The sequence below is a fragment of the Tritonibacter litoralis genome (assembly GCF_009496005.1).
Classification (GTDB): Bacteria; Pseudomonadota; Alphaproteobacteria; order Rhodobacterales; family Rhodobacteraceae; genus Epibacterium; species Epibacterium litoralis.
The window spans coordinates 22816-48005 of record NZ_WIBF01000010.1; the positions used below are offsets into that span (position 1 = coordinate 22816).

The 25190-nt window shown below is 58.0% G+C and carries 22 protein-coding genes and 1 tRNA gene; 13 read left to right on the forward strand and 10 right to left on the reverse strand.

All coding sequences use genetic code 11. The annotated features are described in order from the left end of the window. Positions 1-138: 138 nt before the first annotated feature. The 4 genes from GFB49_RS14850 to GFB49_RS14865 form a co-directional block, all read right to left on the reverse strand. A complete protein-coding gene (locus GFB49_RS14850) occupies positions 139-1191 on the reverse strand; it encodes a HesA/MoeB/ThiF family protein (protein ID WP_153216717.1) in 1053 nt (350 codons plus the stop codon). Beyond that, positions 1191-1661, reverse strand: coding sequence for a dUTP diphosphatase (gene dut, locus GFB49_RS14855; protein WP_153216718.1), 471 nt, complete (start codon positions 1659-1661; stop codon positions 1191-1193). The genes GFB49_RS14850 and dut overlap by 1 nt, the downstream gene beginning before the upstream one ends. A 43-nt stretch (positions 1662-1704) precedes the next feature. Next, on the reverse strand, positions 1705-2913 hold the full coding sequence (gene coaBC / locus GFB49_RS14860) for a bifunctional phosphopantothenoylcysteine decarboxylase/phosphopantothenate--cysteine ligase CoaBC (RefSeq protein WP_153216719.1): 1209 nt from the start codon (positions 2911-2913) through the stop codon (positions 1705-1707). A 118-nt stretch (positions 2914-3031) separates the two neighbouring features. After that, positions 3032-3910: an RNA polymerase factor sigma-32 gene (locus GFB49_RS14865; RefSeq protein ID WP_153216720.1), complete on the reverse strand. Its 879-nt coding sequence runs from the start codon at positions 3908-3910 to the stop codon at positions 3032-3034. Between the two features lie 249 nt (positions 3911-4159). Between GFB49_RS14865 and cobU the strand changes: the two genes are divergently transcribed. The 4 genes from cobU to GFB49_RS14885 all read left to right on the forward strand — a co-directional run bounded on the left by cobU (position 4160) and on the right by GFB49_RS14885 (position 7616). Continuing rightward, positions 4160-4681 (forward strand): bifunctional adenosylcobinamide kinase/adenosylcobinamide-phosphate guanylyltransferase, encoded by a 522-nt coding sequence (cobU, locus tag GFB49_RS14870; RefSeq protein ID WP_153216721.1) that lies wholly within the window; start codon positions 4160-4162, stop codon positions 4679-4681. Continuing rightward, entirely contained in the window at positions 4678-5256 is a 579-nt protein-coding gene (locus GFB49_RS14875; RefSeq protein WP_343032596.1) for a histidine phosphatase family protein, read from the forward strand. The genes cobU and GFB49_RS14875 overlap by 4 nt, the downstream gene beginning before the upstream one ends. Before the next feature lie 81 nt (positions 5257-5337). Beyond that, the gene (locus GFB49_RS14880) at positions 5338-6015 is read left to right on the forward strand and encodes a glutathione S-transferase (RefSeq protein ID WP_153216722.1); all 678 of its coding nucleotides are present in this window, start codon (positions 5338-5340) and stop codon (positions 6013-6015) included. Positions 6016-6098: 83 nt separating this feature from the next. Continuing rightward, positions 6099-7616, forward strand: coding sequence for a YifB family Mg chelatase-like AAA ATPase (locus GFB49_RS14885; RefSeq protein WP_153216723.1), 1518 nt, complete (start codon positions 6099-6101; stop codon positions 7614-7616). Here the strand turns inward: GFB49_RS14885 and gshB are convergent. The 3 genes from gshB to rsmI all read right to left on the reverse strand — a co-directional run bounded on the left by gshB (position 7613) and on the right by rsmI (position 9848). After that, entirely contained in the window at positions 7613-8545 is a 933-nt protein-coding gene (gshB, locus tag GFB49_RS14890) for a glutathione synthase (protein WP_153216724.1), read from the reverse strand. The genes GFB49_RS14885 and gshB overlap by 4 nt on opposite strands. Before the next feature lie 63 nt (positions 8546-8608). Continuing rightward, complete coding sequence (locus tag GFB49_RS14895; RefSeq protein WP_153216725.1) at positions 8609-8986, reverse strand: YraN family protein; 378 nt, start codon at positions 8984-8986, stop codon at positions 8609-8611. A 1-nt stretch (position 8987) separates the two neighbouring features. Continuing rightward, positions 8988-9848, reverse strand: coding sequence for a 16S rRNA (cytidine(1402)-2'-O)-methyltransferase (rsmI, locus tag GFB49_RS14900; RefSeq protein WP_153216726.1), 861 nt, complete (start codon positions 9846-9848; stop codon positions 8988-8990). An 89-nt stretch (positions 9849-9937) separates the two neighbouring features. Between rsmI and GFB49_RS14905 the strand changes: the two genes are divergently transcribed. From GFB49_RS14905 to murJ, 3 genes are read left to right on the forward strand one after another with little or no spacing between them, the layout of a single operon-like run. Next, a complete protein-coding gene (locus GFB49_RS14905; RefSeq protein ID WP_153216727.1) occupies positions 9938-11110 on the forward strand; it encodes a penicillin-binding protein activator in 1173 nt (390 codons plus the stop codon). Next, on the forward strand, positions 11070-13901 hold the full coding sequence (locus tag GFB49_RS14910; protein WP_153216728.1) for a [protein-PII] uridylyltransferase: 2832 nt from the start codon (positions 11070-11072) through the stop codon (positions 13899-13901). Before GFB49_RS14905 ends, GFB49_RS14910 begins: the two co-directional genes overlap by 41 nt. Next, entirely contained in the window at positions 13898-15445 is a 1548-nt protein-coding gene (gene murJ, locus GFB49_RS14915) for a murein biosynthesis integral membrane protein MurJ (protein ID WP_153216729.1), read from the forward strand. Before GFB49_RS14910 ends, murJ begins: the two co-directional genes overlap by 4 nt. Here murJ and GFB49_RS14920 read toward each other — a convergent pair. Beyond that, entirely contained in the window at positions 15442-16125 is a 684-nt protein-coding gene (locus GFB49_RS14920; protein ID WP_153216846.1) for a rhomboid family intramembrane serine protease, read from the reverse strand. The genes murJ and GFB49_RS14920 overlap by 4 nt on opposite strands. Positions 16126-16227: 102 nt before the next feature. Here GFB49_RS14920 and trpS point away from each other — a divergent pair, with 102 nt between their 5' ends. Both trpS and GFB49_RS14930 read left to right on the forward strand, forming a co-directional pair. Further along, entirely contained in the window at positions 16228-17256 is a 1029-nt protein-coding gene (gene trpS / locus GFB49_RS14925) for a tryptophan--tRNA ligase (RefSeq protein WP_153216730.1), read from the forward strand. A gap of 205 nt (positions 17257-17461) precedes the next feature. Then, positions 17462-17538: transfer RNA gene (locus GFB49_RS14930), tRNA-Met, on the forward strand. 85 nt (positions 17539-17623) lie between these two features. Here GFB49_RS14930 and GFB49_RS14935 read toward each other — a convergent pair. Together GFB49_RS14935 and GFB49_RS14940 are read right to left on the reverse strand one after the other, a co-directional pair. Then, entirely contained in the window at positions 17624-18946 is a 1323-nt protein-coding gene (locus GFB49_RS14935; RefSeq protein WP_153216731.1) for an aspartate aminotransferase family protein, read from the reverse strand. A 1-nt stretch (position 18947) separates the two neighbouring features. After that, positions 18948-19790: a beta-keto acid cleavage family enzyme gene (locus GFB49_RS14940; RefSeq protein ID WP_153216732.1), complete on the reverse strand. Its 843-nt coding sequence runs from the start codon at positions 19788-19790 to the stop codon at positions 18948-18950. Positions 19791-19935: 145 nt separating this feature from the next. Here GFB49_RS14940 and GFB49_RS14945 point away from each other — a divergent pair, with 145 nt between their 5' ends. From GFB49_RS14945 to GFB49_RS14960, 4 genes are all read left to right on the forward strand, one after another. After that, positions 19936-20802, forward strand: coding sequence for a MurR/RpiR family transcriptional regulator (locus GFB49_RS14945; protein WP_214644968.1), 867 nt, complete (start codon positions 19936-19938; stop codon positions 20800-20802). A 39-nt stretch (positions 20803-20841) separates the two neighbouring features. Beyond that, entirely contained in the window at positions 20842-21804 is a 963-nt protein-coding gene (locus tag GFB49_RS14950) for a TAXI family TRAP transporter solute-binding subunit (protein WP_153216734.1), read from the forward strand. Positions 21805-21901: 97 nt separating this feature from the next. Beyond that, positions 21902-24535, forward strand: a complete 2634-nt coding sequence (locus GFB49_RS14955; protein ID WP_153216735.1) for a TRAP transporter permease — start codon at positions 21902-21904, stop codon at positions 24533-24535. Positions 24536-24546: 11 nt separating this feature from the next. Next, positions 24547-24972 carry a universal stress protein gene (locus GFB49_RS14960; protein WP_153216736.1) on the forward strand — a complete coding sequence of 142 codons (426 nt, stop codon included), beginning with the start codon at positions 24547-24549 and terminating at the stop codon, positions 24970-24972. The last annotated feature ends 218 nt before the right edge of the window (positions 24973-25190 follow it).

Sequence of the window (25190 nt, forward strand, 5' to 3'; positions counted from 1 at the left end):
TTTTTGGGGGCGCAATGTGTTGTGGGACATGAAGGCCAAAGGCCAAGCGCTCCCGCCCGTGTCAGAGGCGTCCTTGCGGACCCCTCCTCCCCCGTTGGGCGTGGCCGCGCTGGCGCGCGGCGGTTACGCCAAATGCAACTACGCCGCTCCTTGGCTACCGCAGACCGGGCAATCTGCACGCGGTTTGAGCGCTATACGCCGGGTCTCGGCATAAAGCGCATCGTAGATCAACATTGCTCCGCGCAGGGTCTCTCCGCTGCCGGTGATATGTTTCAGCGCTTCCACAGCCATCATCGCGCCGACAACACCCGGCAAGGGGCCAATCACGCCGGCCTCGGCACAGGCCGGAGCCAGACCTGGGGCGGGTGCTTCGGGAAAGATGCACTGATAACAGGGGCCACCCGCGGCCGGATGATAGAGAGAGATCTGCCCCTCCCATTGGGTCAGTGCGCCAGATATCAGCGGTTTACCCAGCTCAACAGCCACCCGGTTCGCGAGATACCGCGTGTCAAAATTATCTGTCCCATCCAAAATCAGATCATATTCTGCGAACAGCTCGGACGCGATGTCTGCGCCAAGCCTGCGGTGATAGGGCTTTACTGAGACATAGGGGTTTTGCGCCTCCATCGCAGCCTGGGCAGAGAAAACCTTGGGCATACCAATATTAGCGTCCGAATGAATCACCTGCCGCTGCAAGTTGGCATTTTCCACCACGTCATCATCGATCACACCAATGGTGCCCACCCCGGCCGCTGCCAGATACTGGAGCGCAGGCGCGCCCAGGCCGCCGGCCCCGATCACCAGAACCTTGGCGGCCTTGAGCTTTTTCTGCCCAGCGCCGCCAATTTCACGCAGAACAATATGGCGGGCATAGCGGTTCAGCTCTGTCGGCGTGAATGCGCCTTTCTTTTCATCTGTGGTGCTCATGTCGTTGCCTTTTGCTCGTTCTTTCAGCCACCTCACGCCATAGGCATAGGCCGAGATGGCCACGCCCAGCGCGCCGGCCAGAAGCCATGGCACCACTGAGCCACCCAAATTCACGCGCAATGGCGCAGTCTCGGGCAAGGTGAGCTGCACCGTGATAATCGCACCATAAAGAACCAGTAACAAAAGCCGACGCAGCGCGCTGCCCATGCCCAGAAACCCACCGCCCCACCAGATCAGCGCAGCGAGGATCAGGACAGAAATCATTATGAACGCCCGGTCGAGCCAAAGCCGCCCGCACCCCGTTCTGTGTCGCTGAGGTTATCTGTCAATTCAAATCGCGCCTGCACCACAGGAGCCAGGATCATCTGCGCGATGCGGTCGCCATGGGCAATGGTAAACGCCTCTTGGCCTGCGTTCATCACAATCACGCCCAAGGGACCGCGGTAATCACTGTCGATGGTTCCGGGTGTATTGGGCAGGGTGATCCCGTGTTTCAACGCCAGCCCCGAACGCGGACGGATCTGGATTTCATAGCCTGCGGGGATTTCCAGCCGCAGCCCTGTGGGCACCAGCACCCGCTCGCCCGGTGCCAAGATCACGCTTGCGCGATCCGGCAGATTGGCCCGCACGTCTGCACCCGCTGCACCGGTGGTTTCATATGACGGCAAGGGGACATCACGGTCCGCCGTGTCGTCGAAGGTAACTTTTACCGGAATGGCAGGGCTTAATGTCATTGGGCTGGTCCTTCAGCTCTTGGGGCAACTGTGGGCGCGGCTGTCATCTGCTCGGCTCTTTGGTAAGGCTCTCGGCAATCTTGGCAGCAAGCCGATCGGCAACTGCGGATTTATCCATGCGAGGCCAGGTTTCGGCCCCCGTCGCCGATATCAGAACAACCGCATTTTCAGTGCCGCCCATAATTCCCGTTTCAGGGGAAACATCATTGGCCACGATCCAATCACAGCCTTTGCGCAGCCGCTTGGCGGTGGCGTTTTCGACCACATCATTGGTCTCTGCGGCAAAGCCCACGACCAATTCCGGACGCCCGGTTTTCATCTGGGCAACACTGCGCAGGATATCAGGGTTTTCCGCAAAGGTGAGCGCGGGCTGGCCATCGGTGGTTTTCTTCAGCTTGCGGTTGGATGCAGAGGCCACCCGCCAATCGGCCACGGCCGCGGCAAAGACGCCAGCGTCTGCGGGCAACGCGGCCTGCACTGCGGCCTCCATGTCTCGGGCCGTTTCGACAGCCACCACGTCTACGCCTGCGGGGGGCCGCACGGTTGCCGGGCCCGTGATAAACACCACTTCCGCTCCCAGCGCGGTCAGAGCACGGGCCACCGCTGTGCCTTGCGCCCCGGAAGAGCGATTGGCGATGTAACGCACCGGGTCTATTGGCTCATGCGTTGGGCCAGAGGTGACGATTATCCGTTTCCCCGCCAAAGGGCCCTTGGAGACGGCACTGGAAATTGCAGACAGGATCGCATCAGGCTCGCTCATGCGACCGGGACCAAATTCGCCGCAGGCCATATTGCCCGCCTCTGGTCCGACAAACTGCACCCCATCTGCCCGCAACTGCGCGATATTGCGTTGGGTCGCCGGATGCTCCCACATGCGCACATTCATCGCGGGCGCAACCAGAACAGGTGTATCCGTGGCCAACAGCAGGGTCGAGGCCAGATCATTGGCCAATCCACCCGCCATTTTTGCCATCAGATCTGCCGTAGCCGGCGCCACAACCACCAGATCTGCGCTGCGAGACAGCTGGATATGGCCCATCTCTGCCTCGGACGTCAGATCAAACAGGTCCTGATGCACCGGCGCTCCCGCCAGGGCAGAGACAGACAAGGGCGTCACGAACTCAGCGCCGGCACGGGTCAGCACTGGTGTCACGGCACCGCCCTGGTCCTGGATCCGCCGGATCAGTTCCAACGTTTTATAGGCCGCAATGCCGCCGCCGATAATCAGTAGGATGCGTTTGCCTGCCAGCATGCTTCAAGCCTCGTGTTGCACAACGGGTCTGACTGTACAGTCCCGCTCCGCCAGAGGGAAACAGCTTTTCCGAACAAAGCGCAATGCGACATCGCGCGACCACAGGCTGCGCCGCGCGTCACATCAAAAGATTGGCGACCTCTCGCGATTGCGACTGCAAGTTCTTGCGCATTTTTACAAAGGCCCCGGCCTCCAGCTGTCGCACCCGCTCTTTGGACAGGCCCAGCTCACGACCAAGGCTTTCCAGGGTCCGCGGCGGTTCGTTTAACTTGCGGGCCCGGATGATCAGCCGTTCCCGTTCGTTCAACGACATCATTGCCGTCGCTAACCATTTGCGCAGTTGATGACGGTCCAGCGAGTCTTGAACAACTTCCGCCGCCTGCGCGCGTTCATCTTCCAGCGCCTCGATCCATTCACGGCCGTCCTCATCCGAGGACTGCACCGCATTCAACGAGAAGTCCGCCCCCGACAGGCGGCCATCCATCATCTGAACATCACGCAGCGGGACGCCGATCTCAGCAGCGATTTTTTCATGCAGCTGATGTTTGTCAAGCTTCATGCCATCTGCAAAAGCATCCCGTTCCAGCTGCGCCTGAATGCGGCGCATGTTAAAGAACAATGACTTTTGCGAAGACGTCGATCCCGTGCGCACCATGGACCAATTGCGCATCACATATTCCTGGATCGACGCTTTGATCCACCAGACCGCATAGGTCGAAAACCGCACGCCCCGATCTGGATCGAATTTATCCGCCGCTTTCATCAGACCCAGCCCTGCTTCTTGGATCAGGTCATTCATCGGCGCGCCGTATCGTTTGAATTTGGCCGCCATGGATATCGCCAGACGCATATAGGCGTTGATCAAGCGGTGCAGCGCTTCCACATCTTGGTGGTCACGCCAAGCATAGGCCAGTTGCAGTTCTGTTTCTGCATCCAACAATTCCGCGCTCATGGCCCGTTTGGGCAACGGATTTGGACTGGAGTCGTCAAGTGCCATGTCTTCCCCCCGAAATCAGATAAACCGAATACGCCCTGCGGGAAGTTTTGGATTAGTTTTTAAAAGGTCCGGTGATCGATTGCGTGCTGAATCACCTGGGAACGGCCGCTAGCGGTACGGCTGTTGCTGCCTTGCGCCGATGTTGTGGCTCCCCCCCTCTGAGGATCCAAACATTCAGGTAGGCTTGTCTTTGACGGACCTTGCGGATACCCACAGGGACATCTCTATCGTAACCCTAGGGTAATAAAATTGTCCGGCTCTGTCACACTCATTCTTGGCGGCGCGGCTTCTGGCAAATCCAAATTTGCCGAAGAATTTTGCGCAAACACTGGAAAAGAAAAGATTTATTGGGCCACATCACAAATTTTCGATGACGAGATGCGCGCCAAGCTGGCACGCCATATTGCCCAACGTGGGCCGCATTGGACCACCCTCGAGGAAGCGTTTTCAGCAAAACTCGCCCTATCCGGTCTAAACCCGGACCAGATCTGTTTGATGGATTGCGCCACGATGTGGCTGACAAACCACCTGTTGGCCGATCATGCGCTGACGGAAGCTGAGGCAGAATTGTTTGCCGCGATGGACGGCTGCTGCGCGGATCTGGTGATTGTCAGCAATGAAACCGGCATGGGCATTGTCCCTGAAAACGCCCTGGCGCGCCGATTTCGCGAAGCCCAGGGACGGCTGAACATCGCCTTGGCAGAACGGGCGGAGCGCGTGATCCTGGTGGCGGCAGGTCTGCCCCTGGTTATGAAAGGGCGCGCGCTGTGACCCGGTTTTACCTGCTCCGTCATGGGCCCACCCATGCAAAATCAATGGTCGGCTGGTCTGATCTACCGGCAGATCTCAGCGACACAGCCGCCTTGGCGCGGATCCATGATTATGTGCCAAACGATGCATTGGTTGTCAGTTCAGATCTGTCCCGCGCCGTGGAAACGGCCCATGCGGTTCAAGGTCAGCGACAGCGCCTGCCCCATGATCCCCGTTTGCGCGAGATGCATTTTGGCGCCTGGGAGCTGAGAACATGGGCCGAGCTTGAGGCCGAAACACCCGATCACATTCGCGCCTTTTGGGAGACCCCCGGCGATGTCCAACCGCCAGATGGTGAAAGCTGGAACCAGCTTTGCACGCGTGTGGACACTGTTTTTGATGACCTGGCCACACAGTATGCGGGGCAAAACCTCTTGGTCGTCGGGCATTTTGGTCAGATCCTGACGCAAGTTCAACGCGCAGATCAATTGACAGCAGAGGAAGCCTTTGCCCATCGCATCGATAACTTGTCGGTCACCGAGGTCGTCAAAGGTTCGGATGGCTGGTCTTTGCAGAGAATAAATCAAATTTTGTGATGCAAAACAAAAATATATAAGATTTGATTATGTAATTTTTCTGCTTAGGCTGCCACCAAAGCCTATCAGAAAGGGTATTCCATGTACGAGCTTTTTATTGGTGACCGCCTTTTTTCCAGCTGGTCGATGCGCGGATGGTTGATGCTGCGCAAATTTGATCTGCCGCATCAGGTGCACATGATTGGTCTTTACAGTGGCACAATGGCCGCCGACATGGAACCATTGGCACCGGCCAAATTGGTCCCAACCTTGCGGACGTCGGCAGGTGTGGTTGTGGGTGAAAGCTTGGCTATGGCTGAAACTCTGGCCGAAGAAAACCCCGACGCAGGCCTGTGGCCAACGGATCCGGCGGCCCGGGCCACGGCACGGTGGCTTTGTGCGGAAATGGTTGGCGGTTTCTCAGCCCTGCGCGGCGAATGCCCGATGCAGCTGCGCCATGTCTGGCAGGGTTTCTCAGTTTCCGACGCTGTTCAGAAGGATCTGGACCGGCTCGCAACCCTGTGGGCCCATGCGCGCAGGTTTTCGGATGGTAAGGGTCCAGGATTGTTTGGCAGCTATTCACTGGCGGATGTGTTCTATACCCCGGTTGCGGCGCGGATCATCGGGTATGGCCTGCCCGTCTCTGACGAAGATCGCGCCTATTGCCTCACCCTGCTCTCGGACCCGGCGGTGAAGGACTGGCGCGCTGAGGCGCTCAAAACCACCTATGACCCGATGCCTTATGATCTGGCGCTCACGCATGTCTCTTGGCCAGTCTGAGCGATTTCACGCAGGCCTGATGCCGCGTTAAGCTTCTGGAAACCATGATTGCCAAGCCTGTCTGCCATCAAGGGAGACAGGCAATGACCACACGCTGCTACACAGTTGCCTTCCAAGGGGTTGAGGCGCGCACCGTCGAGGTGCAATGTGCCGTCGCCCCCGGCTTGCCTGCCTTTAATCTGGTTGGCCTCCCGGACAAAGCGGTCAGCGAGGCCCGCGAACGAGTACGCGCGGCGTTTTCAAACATGTCCGTGGCCTTACCGTCCAAACGGATCACCTTGAACCTGTCACCCGCGGACCTGCCAAAAGAAGGCAGCCATTTTGATCTGCCTATTGCCCTGGCCCTGCTGGCCGCGATCGACATTATTCCCCCGGATCTGGCGGCTGAGACTGTGGCACTGGGAGAACTCTCGTTAGATGGCAAAGTGATGCCGGTTCTGGGCGCTTTGCCTGCGGCCCTGAACGCCGCCGAGGCCAAGCGGACATTGCTGTGCCCTAAAACCTCCAGCGCCGAGGCGGCTTGGGTCGATGCGGCCACGGTTATTGGCGCGGACAGCCTGATGGATGTGGTGCGCCATTTCAGCGGACAGATGCCGTTACCGCCTGCACAGGCTGGCGAAGTGCTAGAGGGCGAGACACACAAAGACCTGCGTGATGTCAAAGGCCAGGAACGCGCCAAACGTGCCTTGGAAATTGCAGCAGCAGGTCGCCATCATATGCTGATGGTCGGCCCGCCGGGGTCCGGCAAATCCATGTTGTCTGCGCGTCTGCCCTCCCTGTTGCCGCCCTTGACCGCAACAGAAGCGTTGGAAACCTCCATGATCCAATCCCTGTGCGGATTGTTAGACGAAGGCGGCATCCGCCGGTCACGTCCCTTTCGTGAACCCCATCACACAGCGTCCATGGCGGCCATTGTCGGTGGCGGGCGGCGGGCGCAACCGGGAGAGATCAGCCTGGCTCATCACGGTGTCTTGTTTCTGGATGAACTGCCCGAATTCAGCCGAACGGTGTTGGAAACCCTGCGCCAGCCCATTGAAACGGGAGAGGTGATGGTGGCACGCGCCAATGCCCATGTGACTTATCCGTGCAAGTTCATGCTGCTGGCCGCAGCAAACCCCTGCAAATGCGGACATTTGGCGGACCCAAACCGCGCCTGCGCCCGCGCTCCCGGATGTGGTGAGGATTACCTTGGCCGCATTTCGGGGCCATTGATGGACCGGTTTGATTTGCGGGTGGATGTACCGCCGGTCGCGTTTACGGATCTGGATATGCCGCCCCCTGTGGAAGGCTCTGCCGAGGTGGCACCACGGATTGCCATGGCGCGCGAAATCCAAACGGCGCGATACGCCGACCAAGACGGCGTGCAGCTGAACACAGATGCCGAAGGTGCCGTTTTGGAAAATGTAGCGCAATCCTGCGCAGACGGCCGCGCGCTTTTAAAACAAGCTGCGGATCGATTTGGCCTGACCGCACGGGGTTATCACCGTGTGCTGCGCGTGGCGCGCACAATTGCGGATCTGGATGCCTCGGATCGGATCGAACGCACCCATATGGCCGAGGCGATCAGCTATCGCCTCAACCCTGCTTTGAACAAGGCTTAAACCTTGGCCTCAATCGCCTGCCAGACCTTTTCGGCGATGTTCACACCGTCAAACCGCTCCAGCTCTTGGATCCCGGTGGGCGAGGTCACGTTGATCTCGGTCAGATAGTCACCAATCACGTCGATCCCCACAAAGATCTGGCCCTTTTCCCGCAACAAGGGACCAATGGCGGCGCAGATCTCAAGGTCGCGGTCCGTCAGGCCGATCTTCTCGGGACGCCCGCCGACATGCATATTCGAACGGGTCTCACCGGCGGCTGGCACACGGTTGATCGCGCCAACCGGCTCCCCATCCACCAGGATCACCCGTTTGTCTCCGTTAGAGACATCCGGCAGGAATTTCTGCACAATCAACGGCTCGCGGCTGAAGCCGGTGAACAGCTCATAAAGCGAGGACAGGTTGCGGTCGTTTTGATCCAGACGGAACACACCCGCACCACCATTGCCGTAAAGCGGCTTTAGGATGATATCGCCGTGCTTTTCCTTGAACGCTTTGATCGTATCCAGATCCCGCGCGATGGTGGTTGGCGGCGTCAGATCCGGGAAATTCAACACCAGCAGCTTTTCGGGATAGTTGCGCACCCAGAACGGGTCATTCACAACCAGGGCCTGCCCTTTGAGCCGATCCAACAGATGGGTCGAGGTGATATAATGCATGTCAAACGGTGGGTCCTGACGCAGCCAGATCACATCAAAATCCGCCAGATCCACTTCGCGCAGATCACCCAAAACCGCAGGCGCATCCGCAACCCGCTGCACGGTCATGTCATGGCCACGTGCGGTGATCCGCCCCTCTTGAAAGGCCAGCTGGTCCGGTGCGTAGTAAAACAATTCATGCCCGCGGGCCTGAGCCTCTTCGGCCAGACGAAAGCTGCTGTCGGCGTTGATGTCGACCCCAAGGATGGGATCCATCTGAAAGGCGATTTTCATGGCACATGTCCCCTGTCGTGTTGGCCCAATACATGGCGTAGCGATCCGTTTTGTTCAATGGGGTCAGCCCAATCCAAAGGCATTTTCAAGGATTTCGATCTGCCCTTGCCCGTCCACCAAGGCGGCATCAAATCTCATATCGCAATGGTGCAACTCGGGGTGTTCGGCTAGAAACGCCTCTGCTGCGCGATAGATCCGGGTCTGTTGCGCGTGGCTCAGGTGGCTGGCGGCCTGAGCATGGGTCTGGCTGTGTTTGACTTCCACGAACACCAGCTGTGCGCCTGCGCGCAAAATCAGATCGATCTCACCCCCTGCCCCACGCCAGCGCTGCGCCTCTACTATCATGCCGCGCGCCGCATAGGCGCGCAGAACCGCCTGTTCCGCCGAAGCCCCTGCCAAATAGGCCCGCTGGCCTGTGGTTTGGCGGGGATTGCGCGCCATTTTATGCGTCGTCCTTAGCCAGTTTCAGCGCCAGCTGGTACACTTTGCGCCGGGGCAGATCATGAGTTTTGGAGACCAGATCCGCCGCATCCTTGACCGAGTTGTCTTTGAGCGCGGCGCGCAAATCGCTTTCAAGATCATCGGCGCTGACCTCCACATCCCGCATGCGTTCCACCACCAGAACAATCTCACCTTTGACCGGTTTCTCTGACAGGTTCTGCGCCAGTTCAGCCAAGGGCAGCCTGCGCACCTCCTCAAACTTTTTCGTGAGCTCACGACACATCGCGGCGGGACGGTTGCCCAGAACCTCTGCCATGTCCCGCAGCGCCGCTTCGACCCGTTTGGGAGATTCGTAAAACACCAGCGTTCCAGGAACGGGTTTCAGCTCTTCCAATCGTTTGCGACGCGCGCCGGTGGCATTGGGCAGAAATCCTGCAAAGAAAAACGCATCTGTCGGCAAGCCCGCCAGGGTCAGCGCGGTAATTGCTGCCGAAGCGCCCGGCGCGCAGGTCACAAGATGCCCCGCCTCCGAGGCTGCGCGGCTCAGATCATATCCCGGATCGGCAATAAGCGGCATGCCCGCCTCGGATGCATATGCAACAGACTGTCCCGCCGCGATCGCCTCCAGAAGGCGCGCGCGCGTGCCAGCACCGCTGTGATCATGATAAGCAATCACATTGCGCCCTTCCAGGGGAACGCCGTGTATTTCCAAAAGCTTGCGCAGACTGCGCGTGTCCTCAGCCGCAATAACATCCGCCGAGGCTAAGACGTCCAATGCGCGTAACGTGATGTCGCGTGCCGTCCCAATGGGTGTGGCAACAAAATACAGTCCCGGCTGCAATCGGACTTTCAGGTGATTCAACGCTGGACCCGCCTTATTGGTTGTTTATTATTTACGCTTGAACCCCAAAAACGGCCCTCGTGGTCGGAGCTAGGAGCAAAAGCATTATTATGTTTGCTGTTTTCAAGAACGCCCGCAAGATGGCATGTGGCGCCGCACTGGCAATTTCCGCCTTGGCCCTTGCCGCGTGCGAACCCATTGCATTGAATACCGGTCCTACGATCAACCCCTCAAAACCCGTCAAAGTTGCCCTGTTGGTGCCGCGTGGCTCAGCCCAGTCAGGGGACTCTGTATTGGCGCAAAGCCTTGAAAATTCGGCGCGTCTGGCCATCGCCGATCTTGATGGCGTCGAAGTTGATCTGCGCGTTTACGACACCGCAGGTTCACCCGAGGTGGCCGCCACCGCGGCCGGTCAGGCGGTCAAAGATGGCGCCAGCATTATCCTTGGCCCGCTTTATGCTGAGGCCGCCAATGCGGCCGGGCTGGTTGCGGCCCAACGCGGCGTGAACGTTCTGGCGTTTTCCAACAATACGGCCATTGCCGGTGGCAACGTGTTCATTCTGGGGTCGACTTTTGAAAACACCGCACGCCGCCTGTCGCGTTACTCTGCGGCACAGGGCAAATCGAACATTCTGGTTGTAACCGGTGACAACCCCGCCGGTGCCGCCGGGCGCGACGCGATCAACCGTGCTGCCGCAGGGTCAACCGCGCGGGTCACGGGCTCTGTCAGCTATGAGCTGTCCCAACAAGGCGTGATCAACGCAATCCCGACCATTCGGGATGCGGCCGCAAGCGGTGGCGCAGATGCCGTGTTCTTGACGGCGACCACAGCCGGTGCTCTGCCCCTGCTGACCCAGCTTCTGCCAGAGGCGGGTGTGTCACCAGAGCAATACCAATACATCGGCTTGACCCGCTGGGATATTCCCACGCAAACGCTGGAGCTTCCGGGCGTGCAAAACGCGTGGTTTGCCTTGCCTGATCCCGCGCAATCCAGCCGCTTTCGCGAACGCTATACCGCGACTTATGGCGCGGCCCCGCACCCGATCGGCGGACTCGCCTATGACGGGATCGCGGCGATTGGTGCTTTGGCGCAACAAGGCAACAGTGACGCTTTGACGGCTGCGGCGCTGACCCAAGGTGCAGGTTTCCAAGGGACCGGCGGCATCTTCCGCCTGCGATCCGATGGCACTAACGAGCGCGGCCTGGCCGTCGCCACGATCCAAGACAAAAAGGTTGTCGTAATTGACCCAGCCCCCAAAAGCTTTGCCGGCGCAGGCTTCTGACGCGCCCACCACTGTGCAAGCGGACCCCGAAACACCCCAACAGGTGCCATTGATCTTGGCACCTGAATTGATTTTCGACGTCAAAGCAGCTGAAGCGTTTATTGCAACACAGGCCGAGACCTTGTCCGGGGGCGACCTGAGACAAGCTGTCGTGGGGCTCTTGCGCGACAACAACAAGGCCGGGCGCGCCGCGATTGCCGAAGCTTTCGCCGCCGCTCCCTTTGCGGCGCGTGAGCTGACGCAGTCTTATACATATCTGACAGATTGCCTTGTGCGCACAGCATTTCATGCGGCCACCCGACACCTGCATCCCAATGGCTCTCCGACACAAGCGGAACGCATTGCGGTGATGGCCGTCGGCGGTTATGGCCGCGGAGAGATGGCACCGTTTTCCGATGTAGACCTGCTGTTTCTGACCCCTTACAAAATCACCGCCTGGGCCGAAAGCGTGATCGAAACCTCGCTTTACATCCTGTGGGATCTGCGCCTGAAGGTCGGCCATTCCAGCCGCACGATCCGCGACTGCATCCGCCTCGGCAAAGAAGACTTCACCATCCGCACGGCCATGTTGGAACACCGTTTCCTAACCGGTGACGCTCCGTTGGCGCAGGAGCTGGAAGATAAACTTAACACCGATCTCTTTGCCCATAATGCACGCGAGTTTGTTGCGGCCAAACTGGCGGAGCGCGACAGCCGTCACCTGAAACAGGGTGAACGTTATATGGTAGAGCCCAACGTCAAAGAGGGCAAAGGCGGTCTGCGGGATCTTCAATCCCTTTTCTGGATCGCCAAATATCTGTACCGGGTGCAGGACGCCGAAGAGCTGGTGAGCCTCGGGCTTTTTAGCTCGGATGAGTTTGAAGAGTTCACCAAGGCCGAAAGCTTCCTGTGGGCCGTGCGTTCGCACCTACACCTGTCAGCCGGTCGCGCCACCGAGCAGTTGAGTTTTGACCAACAAGTTGAAGTGGCCAGCCGCATGGGGTTCAAAGACACGGCCGCGCGACGTGGGGTTGAAGTCTTCATGCAGGAATACTTCCGCCATGCAACGCGCGTGGGTGATGTAACGCGGATCTTCTTGACCAAATTGGAAGCGAGCCAGCAAAAAGAAGAACCCTTGCTAGATCGGATTTTCCGCCGTCGTCCTAAGGTCAAACCGGGTTTTGTGGTGGTTCACAATCGTCTGCAAATCGAAGACCCCGAGACCTTTCTGGAGGACCGTCTGAACTTTTTGCGCCTGTTTCAGGAAGGCCTGCGCACCGGAATGTTGATCCACCCGGACGCGATGCGGCTGGTCGCCGCAAACCTGCATCTGATCGACGACGAGATGCGCCAAGACAAGGAAGCCAATCGCATCTTCCTGGATCTGATGCTGAAACACGGCAATCCCGAACGTGCCCTACGTCGGATGAACGAGCTCGGTGTGCTTGGGGCGTTTGTGCCCGAGTTCGAACAGATCGTCGCGATGATGCAGTTCAATATGTACCACTTTTACACGGTGGACGAACATACGATTCAGGTGATCTCCAACTATGCTGCGATCGAACGCGGCGAACTGGAAGGCGAACTGCCGCTGTCGTCCGAGATCCTGCGCAAAGGTTTGAACCGCCGTGTTCTGTTCCTTGCGATGTTGCTGCATGATATTGGCAAAGGCCGCGAAGAGGATCATTCCATCGTGGGCGCCCGCATCGCGCGTAAACTGGGACCGCGATTTGGCCTGAACAAGGCCGATTGCGAAACCCTGGAATGGCTGGTGCGCTATCACCTGCTCATGTCTGATATGGCCCAAAAACGCGACATCGCGGACCCTCGCACGGTGCGCGATTTTGCCAAGGCCGTCAAAACCGTAAAACGGCTGGACCTTCTGTTGTTGCTGACCGTCTGTGACATTCGCGGTGTCGGACCAAATACGTGGAACAACTGGAAAGCCGTGCTGCTGCGTGCGCTTTATGGTCAGACCCGCAAAGCACTGGAAGGCGGTATGGAGGCTCTCAGCCGTGAGACACGCGGCCATGAAGCCAAGACCAAACTCCGGGCTGCGCTGCCAGACTGGCCTAAGGCTGCATTGAAACGGGAAACCAATCGCCATTACCCGCCCTATTGGCAGGGGCTTCACGTCACCGCCCATGTGGATTTTGCGGTTATGCTGCGTGAACTGCAGGACAGCGACGACCCTGGCACAATCTTGATCCGCATGTTCCCGGATGAAGACCGCGACGCGACGCGCGCGTGTTTTGCCATGGTCGATCATCCCGGAATCTTTGCCCGCGTGGCCGGAGCTTTGGCGCTGGTTGGGGCCAATGTGGTCGACGCGCGGTCTTATACAACAAAAGACGGTTATGTGACGGATGCGTTCTGGATTCAGGACGCGGACGGCAGCCCATTTGAAGCCTCGCGCCTGCGGCGTTTGGAGCAGATGATCAACAAGATCCTCAAAGGTGAAGTTGTTGCAACCGAAGCCCTGAAAGACCGCGACAAGATCAAGAAACGCGAGCGTGCGTTCAATGTGCCCACGCATATCACCTTTGATAATGAAGGGTCCGAGATCTACACGATCATCGAGGTCGACACTCGTGACCGGGCCGGGCTGTTGTATGATCTCGCCCGCACCCTGGCGCATATGAATGTCTATATCGCCAACGCAGTGATCGCGACCTATGGAGAACAGGTTGTGGACACCTTCTATGTCAAGGACATGTTCGGGTTGAAGTACTACTCAGAGTCCAAACAGCGAACGCTCAAGAAGAAGCTGATGGAGGCGATCAAAGAGGGCGCCAAGCGGGCCGAAACATGAAGCCGATCAAACTGTTTTCGGGGTTCATGACCGTCGGGTTCTGGACCTTGGCCAGCCGTATCCTCGGCTTTTTGCGGGAAATTCTGATTGCCGCCTATATTGGTCCGGGGCCGGTGTTTGATGCCTTTGTGGCGGCCTTTCGGCTGCCCAATATGTTCCGCCGTTTTCTGGCCGAAGGTGCGTTTAACGCAGCTTTTGTTCCGATGCTGTCCAAAAAGGTTGAGGACGACAGCGGCGCAGTCGAATTTGCGCAGGATGCCTTCAACCTGCTGAGCGCTGCGGTGCTGGCTTTGGTGGCCTTTGCGATGATTTTTATGCCTGCGATGATCTGGTTCACGTCAGGCATAGATCCCGCTGACGGGCGTTTTGACACCACGGTCGGCTTTGGCCGCATCGTCTTTCCCTATATCCTATGCATGTCCTTGGCAGCGCTGTTTTCTGGCGTTCTGAATGCAACCGGCCGGTTTTCTGCGGCGGCCGCAGCCTCGGCCCTGCTGAATGTTGTCGCAATCCCCGCCATGATTGCCGGCGCGGTCCTTGGCGGCACGGTCATCGACTGGCTGGTCTGGTCCATTCCCCTGGCTGGACTGGCGCAGCTGGTATTGGTCTGGGTTTCTGCCGAACAGGCCGGTTTCAAACTGCGCCCCGGCCTGCCCCGGTTGACCAAAGATATGCGCCGCATGGTTCGTGTGGCGCTGCCCGCGGCCCTTGCCATGGGGGTCACTCAGGTCAACCTGGTGGTCGGTCAGCGCGTGGCACAAGACATCGAAAACGCGCTCAGCTGGCTGTTTATTGCGGATCGCTTGTATCAACTGCCCCTGGGCGTGGTTGGCATCGCAATTGGGATCGTATTGCTGCCGGATTTGTCCCGCCGCCTGCGCGCGGACGATGACGCAGGTGCGCAGAACGCGCTGTCCCGCGCGGGCGAGTTTTCCCTGCTGCTGACCCTGCCGTCGATGGTGGCGTTTGTCGCGATCCCTCTGCCTTTGATCTCCGTTCTTTATGAACGTGGAGCGACAGATGCCAATGATGTGGCGGCGATTGCGCTGGCGGTGGCCATCTATGGTGTGGGCCTGCCCGCATTTGTGCTGCAGAAAGTCCTGCAGCCCTTGTATTTTGCACGCGAAGACACCAAATCCCCGTTTCGCTTTGCCTTGGTGGGCATGGTTGTCAACGCAGGTCTGGCCTTTGGGCTGAAGCCATATGCTGGATGGATTGCACCGGCCATCGCAGCCAGTGCGGCGGGTTGGGCGATCGTTCTCTTGCTCTGGTGGGGCACCCGCCGCATGGGCGACGTGGCGCAGTTTGACACCCGGTTTTACAGCCGCAGCTGGCGCATCCTGGTCGCCTCTCTGGTGATGGGCGCTGTTGTGTGGCTGGCGTATCAGCAGTTCTCGTGGCTGTTTTACCTTCCCACCTGGCGATATCTGTCGCTTCTGGCGCTGATCGCCTTGGGCGCGCTCAGTTATTTTGTCGCAACTCATGTTTTGGGCGCGATGAAACTGTCAGAGATGAAACAGTCCCTGCGCCGCGGGCGTAGTTAATTGCGGCGGATCTTTTCGAGGATCCGCTGCCATCCGCCCGGCACCAGAAAAAACGACAGCCCAAAGCCTGCGCCAAACCCCGCAAGATCCGCAATCCAATCGGGACGAGAGCCAAAGATCAGGCCAAACAACAGCTGAACCCCCATTAGCATGCCAATCAGACCAAAGGCACGCGCCTGCTGTTCTCCCATCGCGCCCAAGGCAATCCAGCGCACGAAGGTAAACGCTCCGATCAATCCGTAGACCGCCGGAAAGCCACCGATCAGCGGATATTCGGAGCCAATCAGCGCATAGACCAAAGCCCCCGTGATGCCCGATGCCAAGAACACGACAAGCATGCGGATCTCGCCAAAGACCTCAGCCACCATTTTGCCAAGCGCCAAAAGAAACACGCAGACAAAGATCGCCTGGGTGAAGGAGCCATGGACAAAGAGGTATGAAACACAGCGGATCAAATGCTCCAGCGGCCAGCGAGAGGTGTCGATCATCCACCAGAAGATATCCGACGAAAACGCATAGGACTGCAACGCATCCAGCCGCCACCCCACGGCCGAGGGCCCACCAACAATGCCCCGCGCACCCAAGGAAAACGCAGCTTCGATCCCCATGATGATCAGGGCCAGCGCGACAACAACGGCGGGCACGGTGTTAAACGGGGATTGCGTGTCTGGATTGCGCATCAATTGTGCTCCTGTGCCACGCCTTTCGGGCTGGCTGTTGACGATAGGTTGCGCCATGGGTAAGCGACTGAGGTGCAATTTTCCAGACGGGAGTTTCCTGACATGAGCGAAACCAGCTTCACCCCGCGTGTCTTCTCGGGCATCCAGCCTTCGGGCAACCTGCACCTGGGCAATTACCTGGGCGCATTGAAGCGGTTTGTGGATTGGCAGGATCGCGATGTAGAATCGATTTTCTGCATGGTTGACCTGCATGCGATCACCGTCTGGCAGGATCCAGCAGACCTGAAGCAATCAACCCGCGAACTGTGTGCCGGTTTCATCGCCTCGGGGCTTGATCCAGAGAAGTCGATCCTGATCAATCAGAGCCAGGTGCCTGAACATGCCCAACTGGCCTGGGTGTTCAACTGCGTGGCGCGCATGGGTTGGATGCAGCGCATGACCCAGTTCAAGGACAAGGCGGGTAAGAACGCGCAGAACGCCTCACTTGGCCTCTTTGCTTATCCGGCACTGATGGCCGCGGATATCCTGACCTATCACGCAACCCATGTTCCGGTGGGCGAGGATCAAAAGCAGCACCTGGAGCTGACCCGCGACATCGCGACCAAGTTCAACCATGACTATGGGGTCGATTTCTTCCCGATCACCGAACCGGTCATCGAAGGGGCAGCCACCCGCGTGATGTCCCTGCGCGACGGCTCCAAGAAGATGTCCAAATCTGATCCATCTGATGCAAGCCGTATCAACCTGACCGATGACGCCGACACCATCGCCAAGAAGATCCGCAAGGCCAAGACCGATCCCGAGGCGCTGCCGTCTGAGGCAAAAGGGCTGGAAGAGCGCCCTGAGGCGCGCAACCTGGTCAATATCTATGCGGCGATGAACAACCAGACCGTGGATCAGGTTTTGGCGGATGTGGGTGGCAAGCAGTTCTCGGAATTCAAACCGATGCTGGCAGAATTGGCCGTGGCCAAGATGTCGCCGATCACGACCGAGATGGCCCGGCTGATGGAAAACCAGGACGAGATCGACAAGATCCTGACCCGTGGCTCAGAACGGGCCCGCGCCATCACTGCCCCCATCCTGCGCAAGACGTATGAGATCATGGGCATGGTGCCGCCGGTCGAGGTCTAAGCGTTTCCACAGAAATGCCGCCCCAACAGGGCGGCATTTTTCTTGACCCAGTCCAAATCGCCAAATTACTGGAAACAAAAGCGTTTTTATTGACCTCTCGTTTTCCACAAAGAAAAATCACTTTTCCTGCATTTCCGACTTGACCCCCCCCGCGCTATTCCTTAAATCGCCTCCACACAGTCACTGAGACAGTGAATGTCACTGTGGCGGAGTAGCTCAGCTGGTTAGAGCAGCGGAATCATAATCCGCGTGTCGGGGGTTCAAGTCCCTCCTCCGCTACCACCTTTCCCCAAAATCAAACCGGATTTAGTGTCCCTTGAAACCGCACAGGGGAGAGATCGCGCGCCAAAAAGGCGCGCTATTTTGTTTAAGGGAGCGCCGCCGCCAAAGCCGAGCTCAGCCCGTCAACGATCAGCCCGATGTGGTCGTCTTCCATGATAAACGGCGGTGCCAGCAGGATATGTGCGCCGTTTTGGCCGTCGATGGTGCCGCCCATCGGATAACAGATCAGTCCAGCTTCAAAGGCGGCAGCCTTGACCTTGTTTGCAAGGTTCAGATCCGGCGCAAAAGGCGTTTTGCTGTCGCGATCAGCCACCAGCTCCAGCCCCAGAAACAGGCCACGGCCTCGGATATCGCCGATATGCGCATGCTGTCCGAATTCACTGTGAAGCGCAGCACGCAGCTTCTCCCCCATTGGCGCGACGCGATCGACGACCTTGTCATCAATCAACCGCTCCAGAACCGCCAGCGACGCCGCTGCAGCCATCGGGTGCCCCATATAGGTGTGACCATGCTGAAAAAAGCCGCTGCCGTCGCGAATGGCGTTATAGATCGTGGTGGAACAGAGCATCGCGCCGATCGGTTGATAGCCTGCCCCCAACCCTTTGGCGACGGCACAGATATCGGGGCTGATCTCATCCTGCTCACTGGCAAACAAAGTGCCGGTGCGCCCCATACCACACATCACCTCATCCAGAATGAGGAGGACGCCGTGAGCATCGCAGATCTCACGCACCCGCTTGAAATACCCCTCAACCGGCGGCACGGCGCCGGACGTGGCACCAACAACGGGCTCTGCAACAAAGGCCATGACGTTTTCATGCCCCAGCTCTTGGATCTTTGCCTCCAGCTCATTGGCAACGCGCTGACCATAGTCAAAACTGCTCTCCCCGTCGCCTTGATCGCGATAGGCGTAACAGGGCGCGATGTGGTGCGTCTCGACCAAGAGCGGATCAAATTGGGCCCGCCGCCACGCGTTGCCGCCAGTGGCCAAAGCCCCCAACGTATTGCCGTGATAGCTTTGACGGCGCGCAATGACATGGCGACGGCTTGGCTCACCGATCTCCAGAAAATACTGCCTTGCCAGTTTCAACGCGCTTTCCATCGCCTCGGACCCGCCAGAAACCAGATAAACCCGATCAAGCCCCGCAGGCGCATGTTTGATCAGCTTCTCGGCCAGTGCCTCAGCCGCGTCGGTCGTAAAAAACCCGGTATGAGCAAAGGCGACCTGCTCAAGCTGCGCCTGCAACGCTGCTGTGACTTTGGCGTCTGTATGCCCCAAACAGGACACCGCCGCCCCACCGGACCCATCGAAATACCGTTTCCCGTTTTCGTCTATTAGAAACGGCCCGTCTCCTCCACGGGCTACAGGCAAGGTTTTGCGGGTATGACGTGGGAAGACGTGGCTCATTTTATTGATCTTTCAATAGTGTTCTATTCAGCGCATGTGCCAGCTTCACTACGGCTGACACGCTTTCGGCATTGTCCTGAAGCGGTTCCCCGTTTGGACGATTGAGGTTGTTTTCAAACCCTATGCGCACATGCCCGCCCAACGCGATGGCAGCCTGTGCCACCTCCAATTCGGTATCGCCAAAGGCACAGACGGTCCAATCCGGAAACCCATCTCCCAGGGCCGCGACAAAGGGGGCCACATCGGACGGGTCTGCGGCCTGTTCCGAGGCGTATTTGCCAAAAACCAAAATGACGCGGGTCATGGATTGCGGCACGATCTCTGCCGCCAACAGACCTTTTAGCAGTTCGAGATCTTCTAGCGAGTACAGGATGTGTTGGACATCAATACCAATACGCGCGCACATCGCATAGAAATGCGGTGCCAGATGTGTGTCCCTCAGAACTTCGCGTACAGAAACGCTGGCCGAAGCCGGGCGCAGCTCCCGCAACACTTCATATTGTTCAAGTGCGGAAAACACGCCTGCGGATTCCGTTGTGACCTGGATTGCCATATCGGGGGCAATTGCGCGAATGGCTGCAATCGCTTGCTCATACAGGTCAACGGACAGGGAATGCTGCCCTTTTTCATCACGCACATGCAGATGTATCTCATCCGCGCCGGCCGCGTAACACTCGCGCGCACAGACCGCAATCTCTGCAACCGAAATCGGCAAAGCCGGATGTTGGTCCGCCTGTCTGCGGGCCCCATTTGGCGCGACCGTAATCTTGAGCGGTTTGTGATTTGAGGTAATCGACACCGCCGCACCCACGGCAATATCACTTTCATCGGATTTGACCTGCATGGTCCTCTTTCTGCGTCGTGTTTCTGCTGGCAAGTTTCTACGTGCTCTGCAAAAGAACAATTTTAGGCAGCACGCATGAAACAAGTGTTTCAAAAGTTGACTTCGAATAAAACGAATGAAAATATCGAGTCAAGGGAGGCTCTCATTGCCCAACGAGACAAGAATAGAAGACACTGTGTCGAAACATTATCCTGAGCTTAGCCAAACCTTGCGGGTTGCGGCGGATTTTGTGGTTGCCAATCAAATGGATGTGGCAACGCGATCGCTGCGATCTGTCTCGGGCAGCAGCGGAGTTTCTCCGGCGGCGTTTTCCCGCCTAGCACGCGCTTTGGGCTTCGAAACTTATGAAAACCTGCGTGAAACATGCCGAAATGGGCTGTGGGACCGCGGCGCAAGCTTTGCGGAACGGGCCGAACGGCTCCGCAATTGCGCTGATGAAACAGATGCGATTCTCCACCGTCACACGACCGCCTGTTTGAACAATATCTCGGAAATGACCGACGCCATCGCCACCGCCCGTTTGCGTGCTGCGGTGGATGCGTTGCAAGCTGCCAATTCGGTGCTTTTGTTTGGCGCTTTCAGCTCATTTGGGATCATCGAATACATGGGCTATCTGGCGCAGTTTTTTGCGTCAAACTGGTCCATCGGCGGACGTATGGGGACCTCTCTTGGAAGTTCCTTGGCAGACCTTGGATCCACGGATGTGGTGCTGATTGTCACCAAAACCCCGTATGCACGCCGCGCCGTTGCCGTGGCTGAACGGGCCAAAACAACCGGGGCACAGGTTATTGTTGTAACAGACAGTCATATCTGCCCTGCAATAAAGTTCGCAAATTTCCCCTTTATTGTTCCGTCGGACAGCCCTCAATTTTTCTCATCCTACGCCGCAACCATTGCATTGCTGGAAACTATCATTGCAATGGTTGTCGCGCAGACCGGTGATAAGGCCACAAACCGAATTGCCGAAATAGAAGGTCACAACAACCGTCTGGGAGAGTTCTGGACGGAGTGAGACCGAAACCAAGACCAAAAAACCTAATGGGAGCAAACTATGAAGCACACATTTAAACTGGCAGGGGTTGCTGCAATCTCGACCCTGGCGTTTGCAGGAACCGCATCTGCGGATGAGTTTATTTCAATTGGTACCGGTGGTGTAACCGGCGTTTATTATCCGACCGGTGGCGCGATCTGCCGTCTGGTCAACAAAAGCCGCAAGGAACATGGCATCCGTTGTGCGGTCGAATCCACCGGTGGTTCCGTTTACAACATCAACACCATCAAAGGTGGTGAGCTGGAATTTGGCGTTGCGCAGTCCGACTGGCAGTACCACGCCTATAACGGCACGTCCAAATTCTCGGACAATCCGTTTCCCGGCATCCGCGCCGTCTTCTCGGTCCACCCGGAACCCTTCACCCTGGTGGTGCGCGGTGACAGCGGCATCGAAGACTTTGCAAGCCTCAAAGGTAAGCGCGTAAACGTTGGCAACCCAGGGTCCGGTCAGCGCGCAACCATGGAAGTTGTGATGGACGCCTATGGTATTGCCATGGACGACTTCACTCTGGCGACCGAGTACAAAGGCTCGGAAATGGCGAAACAGCTGTGTGACGGCAATATCGACGCGATGATCTACACCATCGGTCACCCGTCCGCCGCGATCAAAGAAGCCACAACCACCTGTGATGCGCATCTGGTGTCTGTAACCGGTCCTGAGATCGACAAGCTGGTTGCTGACAACCCGTTCTATCGCACCGCGACCATTCCGGGCGGCACCTACAAGGGCACCGACGGCGACACCACCACCTTTGGTGTGGGCGCGACCTTTGTGACCTCGGACAAAGTTTCGGAAGACGTGGTTTACGTAGTCGCCAAATCGGTGATGGAAAACATCGAAGACTTCCGCAAACTGCACCCTGCTTTTGCAAATCTGGAACCGTCCGAGATGGTCTCCGATGGCCTGAGCGCACCGCTTCATGATGGTGCGGCCAAAGCCTATAAAGAGCTGGGCCTGAAGTAAGCGGCACGCCTGTCGCAATAACAATAATACACGAAACAGGGCGTGCCGCTTGGGTTGGACCAAGGCGGCGCGCCCCCATTTGTTTCAGGGGATTCACATGACACAGCAGGACCACACCCAAGGGAGTGCGGCCGCAGACGCGATGGTGGCCGAAGCGGACACCGGCGCGCGCAACGCCACCGGCGTGCAGGGCAAGACCATCCTGGCGCTTTGTATTATCTGGTCTTTATTCCAGCTTTATATCGCCTCCAAACTGCCCGGCATCATGGCGCAGCTGACGGGGTTTTCGGATTTCGCCAATATCGTGGCGCAAGCGCGTTATGTGCACTTGGCCTTTGCCATTGCGCTGGCCACTCTTGCTTTCCCGCTGTTCAAAACCTCACCACGTGATCGTATTCCGGCCTATGACTGGGTGCTGTTGGCGCTGGGGGTCGGGGCCTGTCTCTATCTGGTGATCTTCCGCTATCAGATTGCTGACCGCCCAGGTCTGTGGAGCACCAGCGATATCGCGGTATCAGCCACCGGCATGGTGGTTTTGATGGTCTGCGTCTACCGCGCGCTTGGTCTGCCGCTGGTCATCATTGCCTCTGCCTTTGTGCTGTTTGCTTTCTTTGGTGGCTATTCCGAATGGGTGCGCGAGCTGACGAATTACGGCGGCGCCTCCCTCAGCAAGGCTCTGGGGCATTACTGGATGCAAACTGAAGGCGTCTTTGGCGTGGCCCTTGGGGTGTCGACCACGATGATCTTTTTGTTTGTTCTGTTTGGCGCGCTTTTGGACCGTGCAGGCGGCGGCAATTGGTTCATCAAAGTTGCCATTGCCCTCTTGGGTGCGCTGCGCGGCGGCCCGGCCAAAGCGTCCGTCCTGTCATCTATGCTGACCGGCATGATCTCCGGCTCGTCCATCGCCAACACCGTGACCACCGGCACCTTTACCATTCCTCTGATGAAGCGCATTGGCTTTCCAGCGGAAAAGGCGGGCGCGGTAGAGGTTGCCTCCTCCACCAATGGTCAGCTGACCCCGCCTGTGATGGGGGCCGCGGCCTTCCTGATGGTGGAATACGTCAACATTCCCTACATCGACGTGGTGAAACATGCGTTTCTGCCTGCGGTGATCTCTTACATCGCGCTGTTGTACATTGTGCATCTGGAGAGCCTGAAGATCGGCCTTGAAGGTCTGCACAAACGCGGGCGCAAGATCGGGGTTTTGATGATCCTGATCCTGTTCCTCTCTGGTTTCATCTTCCTCGGATTGGCGACCTTCCTGATGATCGGCGTGCGTGCGCTCTTGGATCCCATTATGGGCGACACGATCTATGCGGCCCTGGCCATTGTGGCGGTGCTGTATGTTGTGCTGGTTGCTGTGGCTGCGCGGTATCCGGATGTTGAGGTCGACGATCCCAACGCCGCCGTACCCGAAGCACCGCGCCTGACGCCGACGCTGTTGGGCGGAGCCTATTTCGCGCTGCCGATCTTCATTTTGGTGTGGAACCTGATGGTGCGCACCGAAAGCCTGGACCGGCTGTCCCCGGCCTTGTCCGCATTTTGGGCAACCATCTTTATGGTCATCGTTGCGCTGACGCACCGCCCCCTCAAAGCGTTCTTTCGCCAGCATGATTTTGTGGCCGAGGTCACGGCAGGCTGGAACGATTTTGTCCAAGGTCTGATCATGGGCGCGCGCAATATGATCGGGATTGGTGTCGCCACCGGTGCCGCTGGCATCATTGTTGGCACCATCTCTTTGACCGGCGCGCATCAGGTGATCGCACAGGTGATCGAGGTTGTCTCGGGCGGGAACCTGATGGTTCTGCTGTTCCTGGTTGCGATCCTGTCGCTGATCCTGGGCATGGGGCTGCCGACCACCGCGAACTATATCGTCGTGTCCAGCCTGATGGCTCCGGTGATTGTCACTGTGGGCGCGCAGGCGGGCCTGACCGTGCCCCTGATCGCCGTTCATATGTTTGTGTTCTACTTTGGCATCCTCGCCGATGACACGCCACCCGTGGGCCTTGCGGCTTATGCGGCGGCTGCGATCTCGCGTGGGGATCCGATCAAGACCGGCATCCAGGGCTTTGGCTATGACATCCGCACGGCGTTGTTGCCGTTCCTGTTCATCTTCAACACTGATCTGTTGTTGATTGACGTGGGGCCGCTCAAGGCGGTGTTTGTCTTTGCCGTGGCTTTGGTGGCGATGCTCTTGTTTGCGGCAGCAACCCAAGGGTACTTCATCGCAAAATCCCGACTATGGGAAACCGCTGCGCTGCTGCTGATTGCCTTCACGCTGTTCCGTCCGGGCTACTTCCTCGACATGGTGTCCGAAAAATACGCCGAAGCCTCTGGCCCGGCGGCGATCACCCTCATGTCTGAACAGGCGGATGCCAGCGACATCAGGCTTGTGGTCGCAGGACCGGATTTTGACACTGGCGACATACGACGCACCACCGTTGTGATTCCCGCCGTTGCAGGCGACGGCACCGCGGCACTGGATGATCAAGGGCTGACAGTCCTGCAGGATGGCGACACGCTGGCGCTCGAGGAACCCTTCCCCGGCACGCCACATTTCGACACGCTGGGGACGGAATATGATTTCTATGGCGACACGCCGGTTCAGATTGAACTGGTTCAAGTGGAAAATGACCGCCTGCCCAAAGAGATCTTCTTCATCCCGGCCTTCCTGTTGTTGGCGGCTTTGGTCCTGATCCAGCGCCGCCGCGCCACCCAACCTGCGTTTTAGGGGAGAGTAAGATGTTCAAGACCATATTGCTTGCTGTTGATGTAAACGATCCCAAAGGCGCCGAACGTCCAGCTGCAACAGCGCTGCAACTGGCTGGTGCCGCCGGGGCCAAGCTGCACATTATGAACGTGGTGCCTGATTTCGGGATGGCGATTGTGGGCTCCTTTTTCACCCAGGATCACAATGCCCAGATCATGGCGGAAGCCAAAACCGCACTGGAAACCTGGGCCAAGGCTTTGAAGGACGCCCCCAAAGATACGGTTCTCCACGTCGATCAAGGCACCATCTATGAGGAGGTTTTGAAAGAGGCTGCGCGGATCAAAGCCGATGCAATTGTTGTTGGGGCTCATAAATCTCAGCTCAAGGACTACTTGATCGGCCCCAATGCGGCGCGGATTGCGCGTCATGCCCAGCAATCGGTGTTTGTCGTCCGATAATGGCCTTGGTCATGCGGGGCAGGTTTTTAGGGCCCCGCATGTTTCCACAAAATACCAGAAAAACTGCCTGGTAAATGTCTTGGAGCGCTAACCCCCTCCGGAGCGAACACCTCCAGATCTACCAAGGCAGGATCCCCAAAACCGATCGCAAAAGACCACTTGACGCTTGGGGTGGATAACAACGCTCCCGCCCAAAAAAGGCGGGAGCGAGCAATACT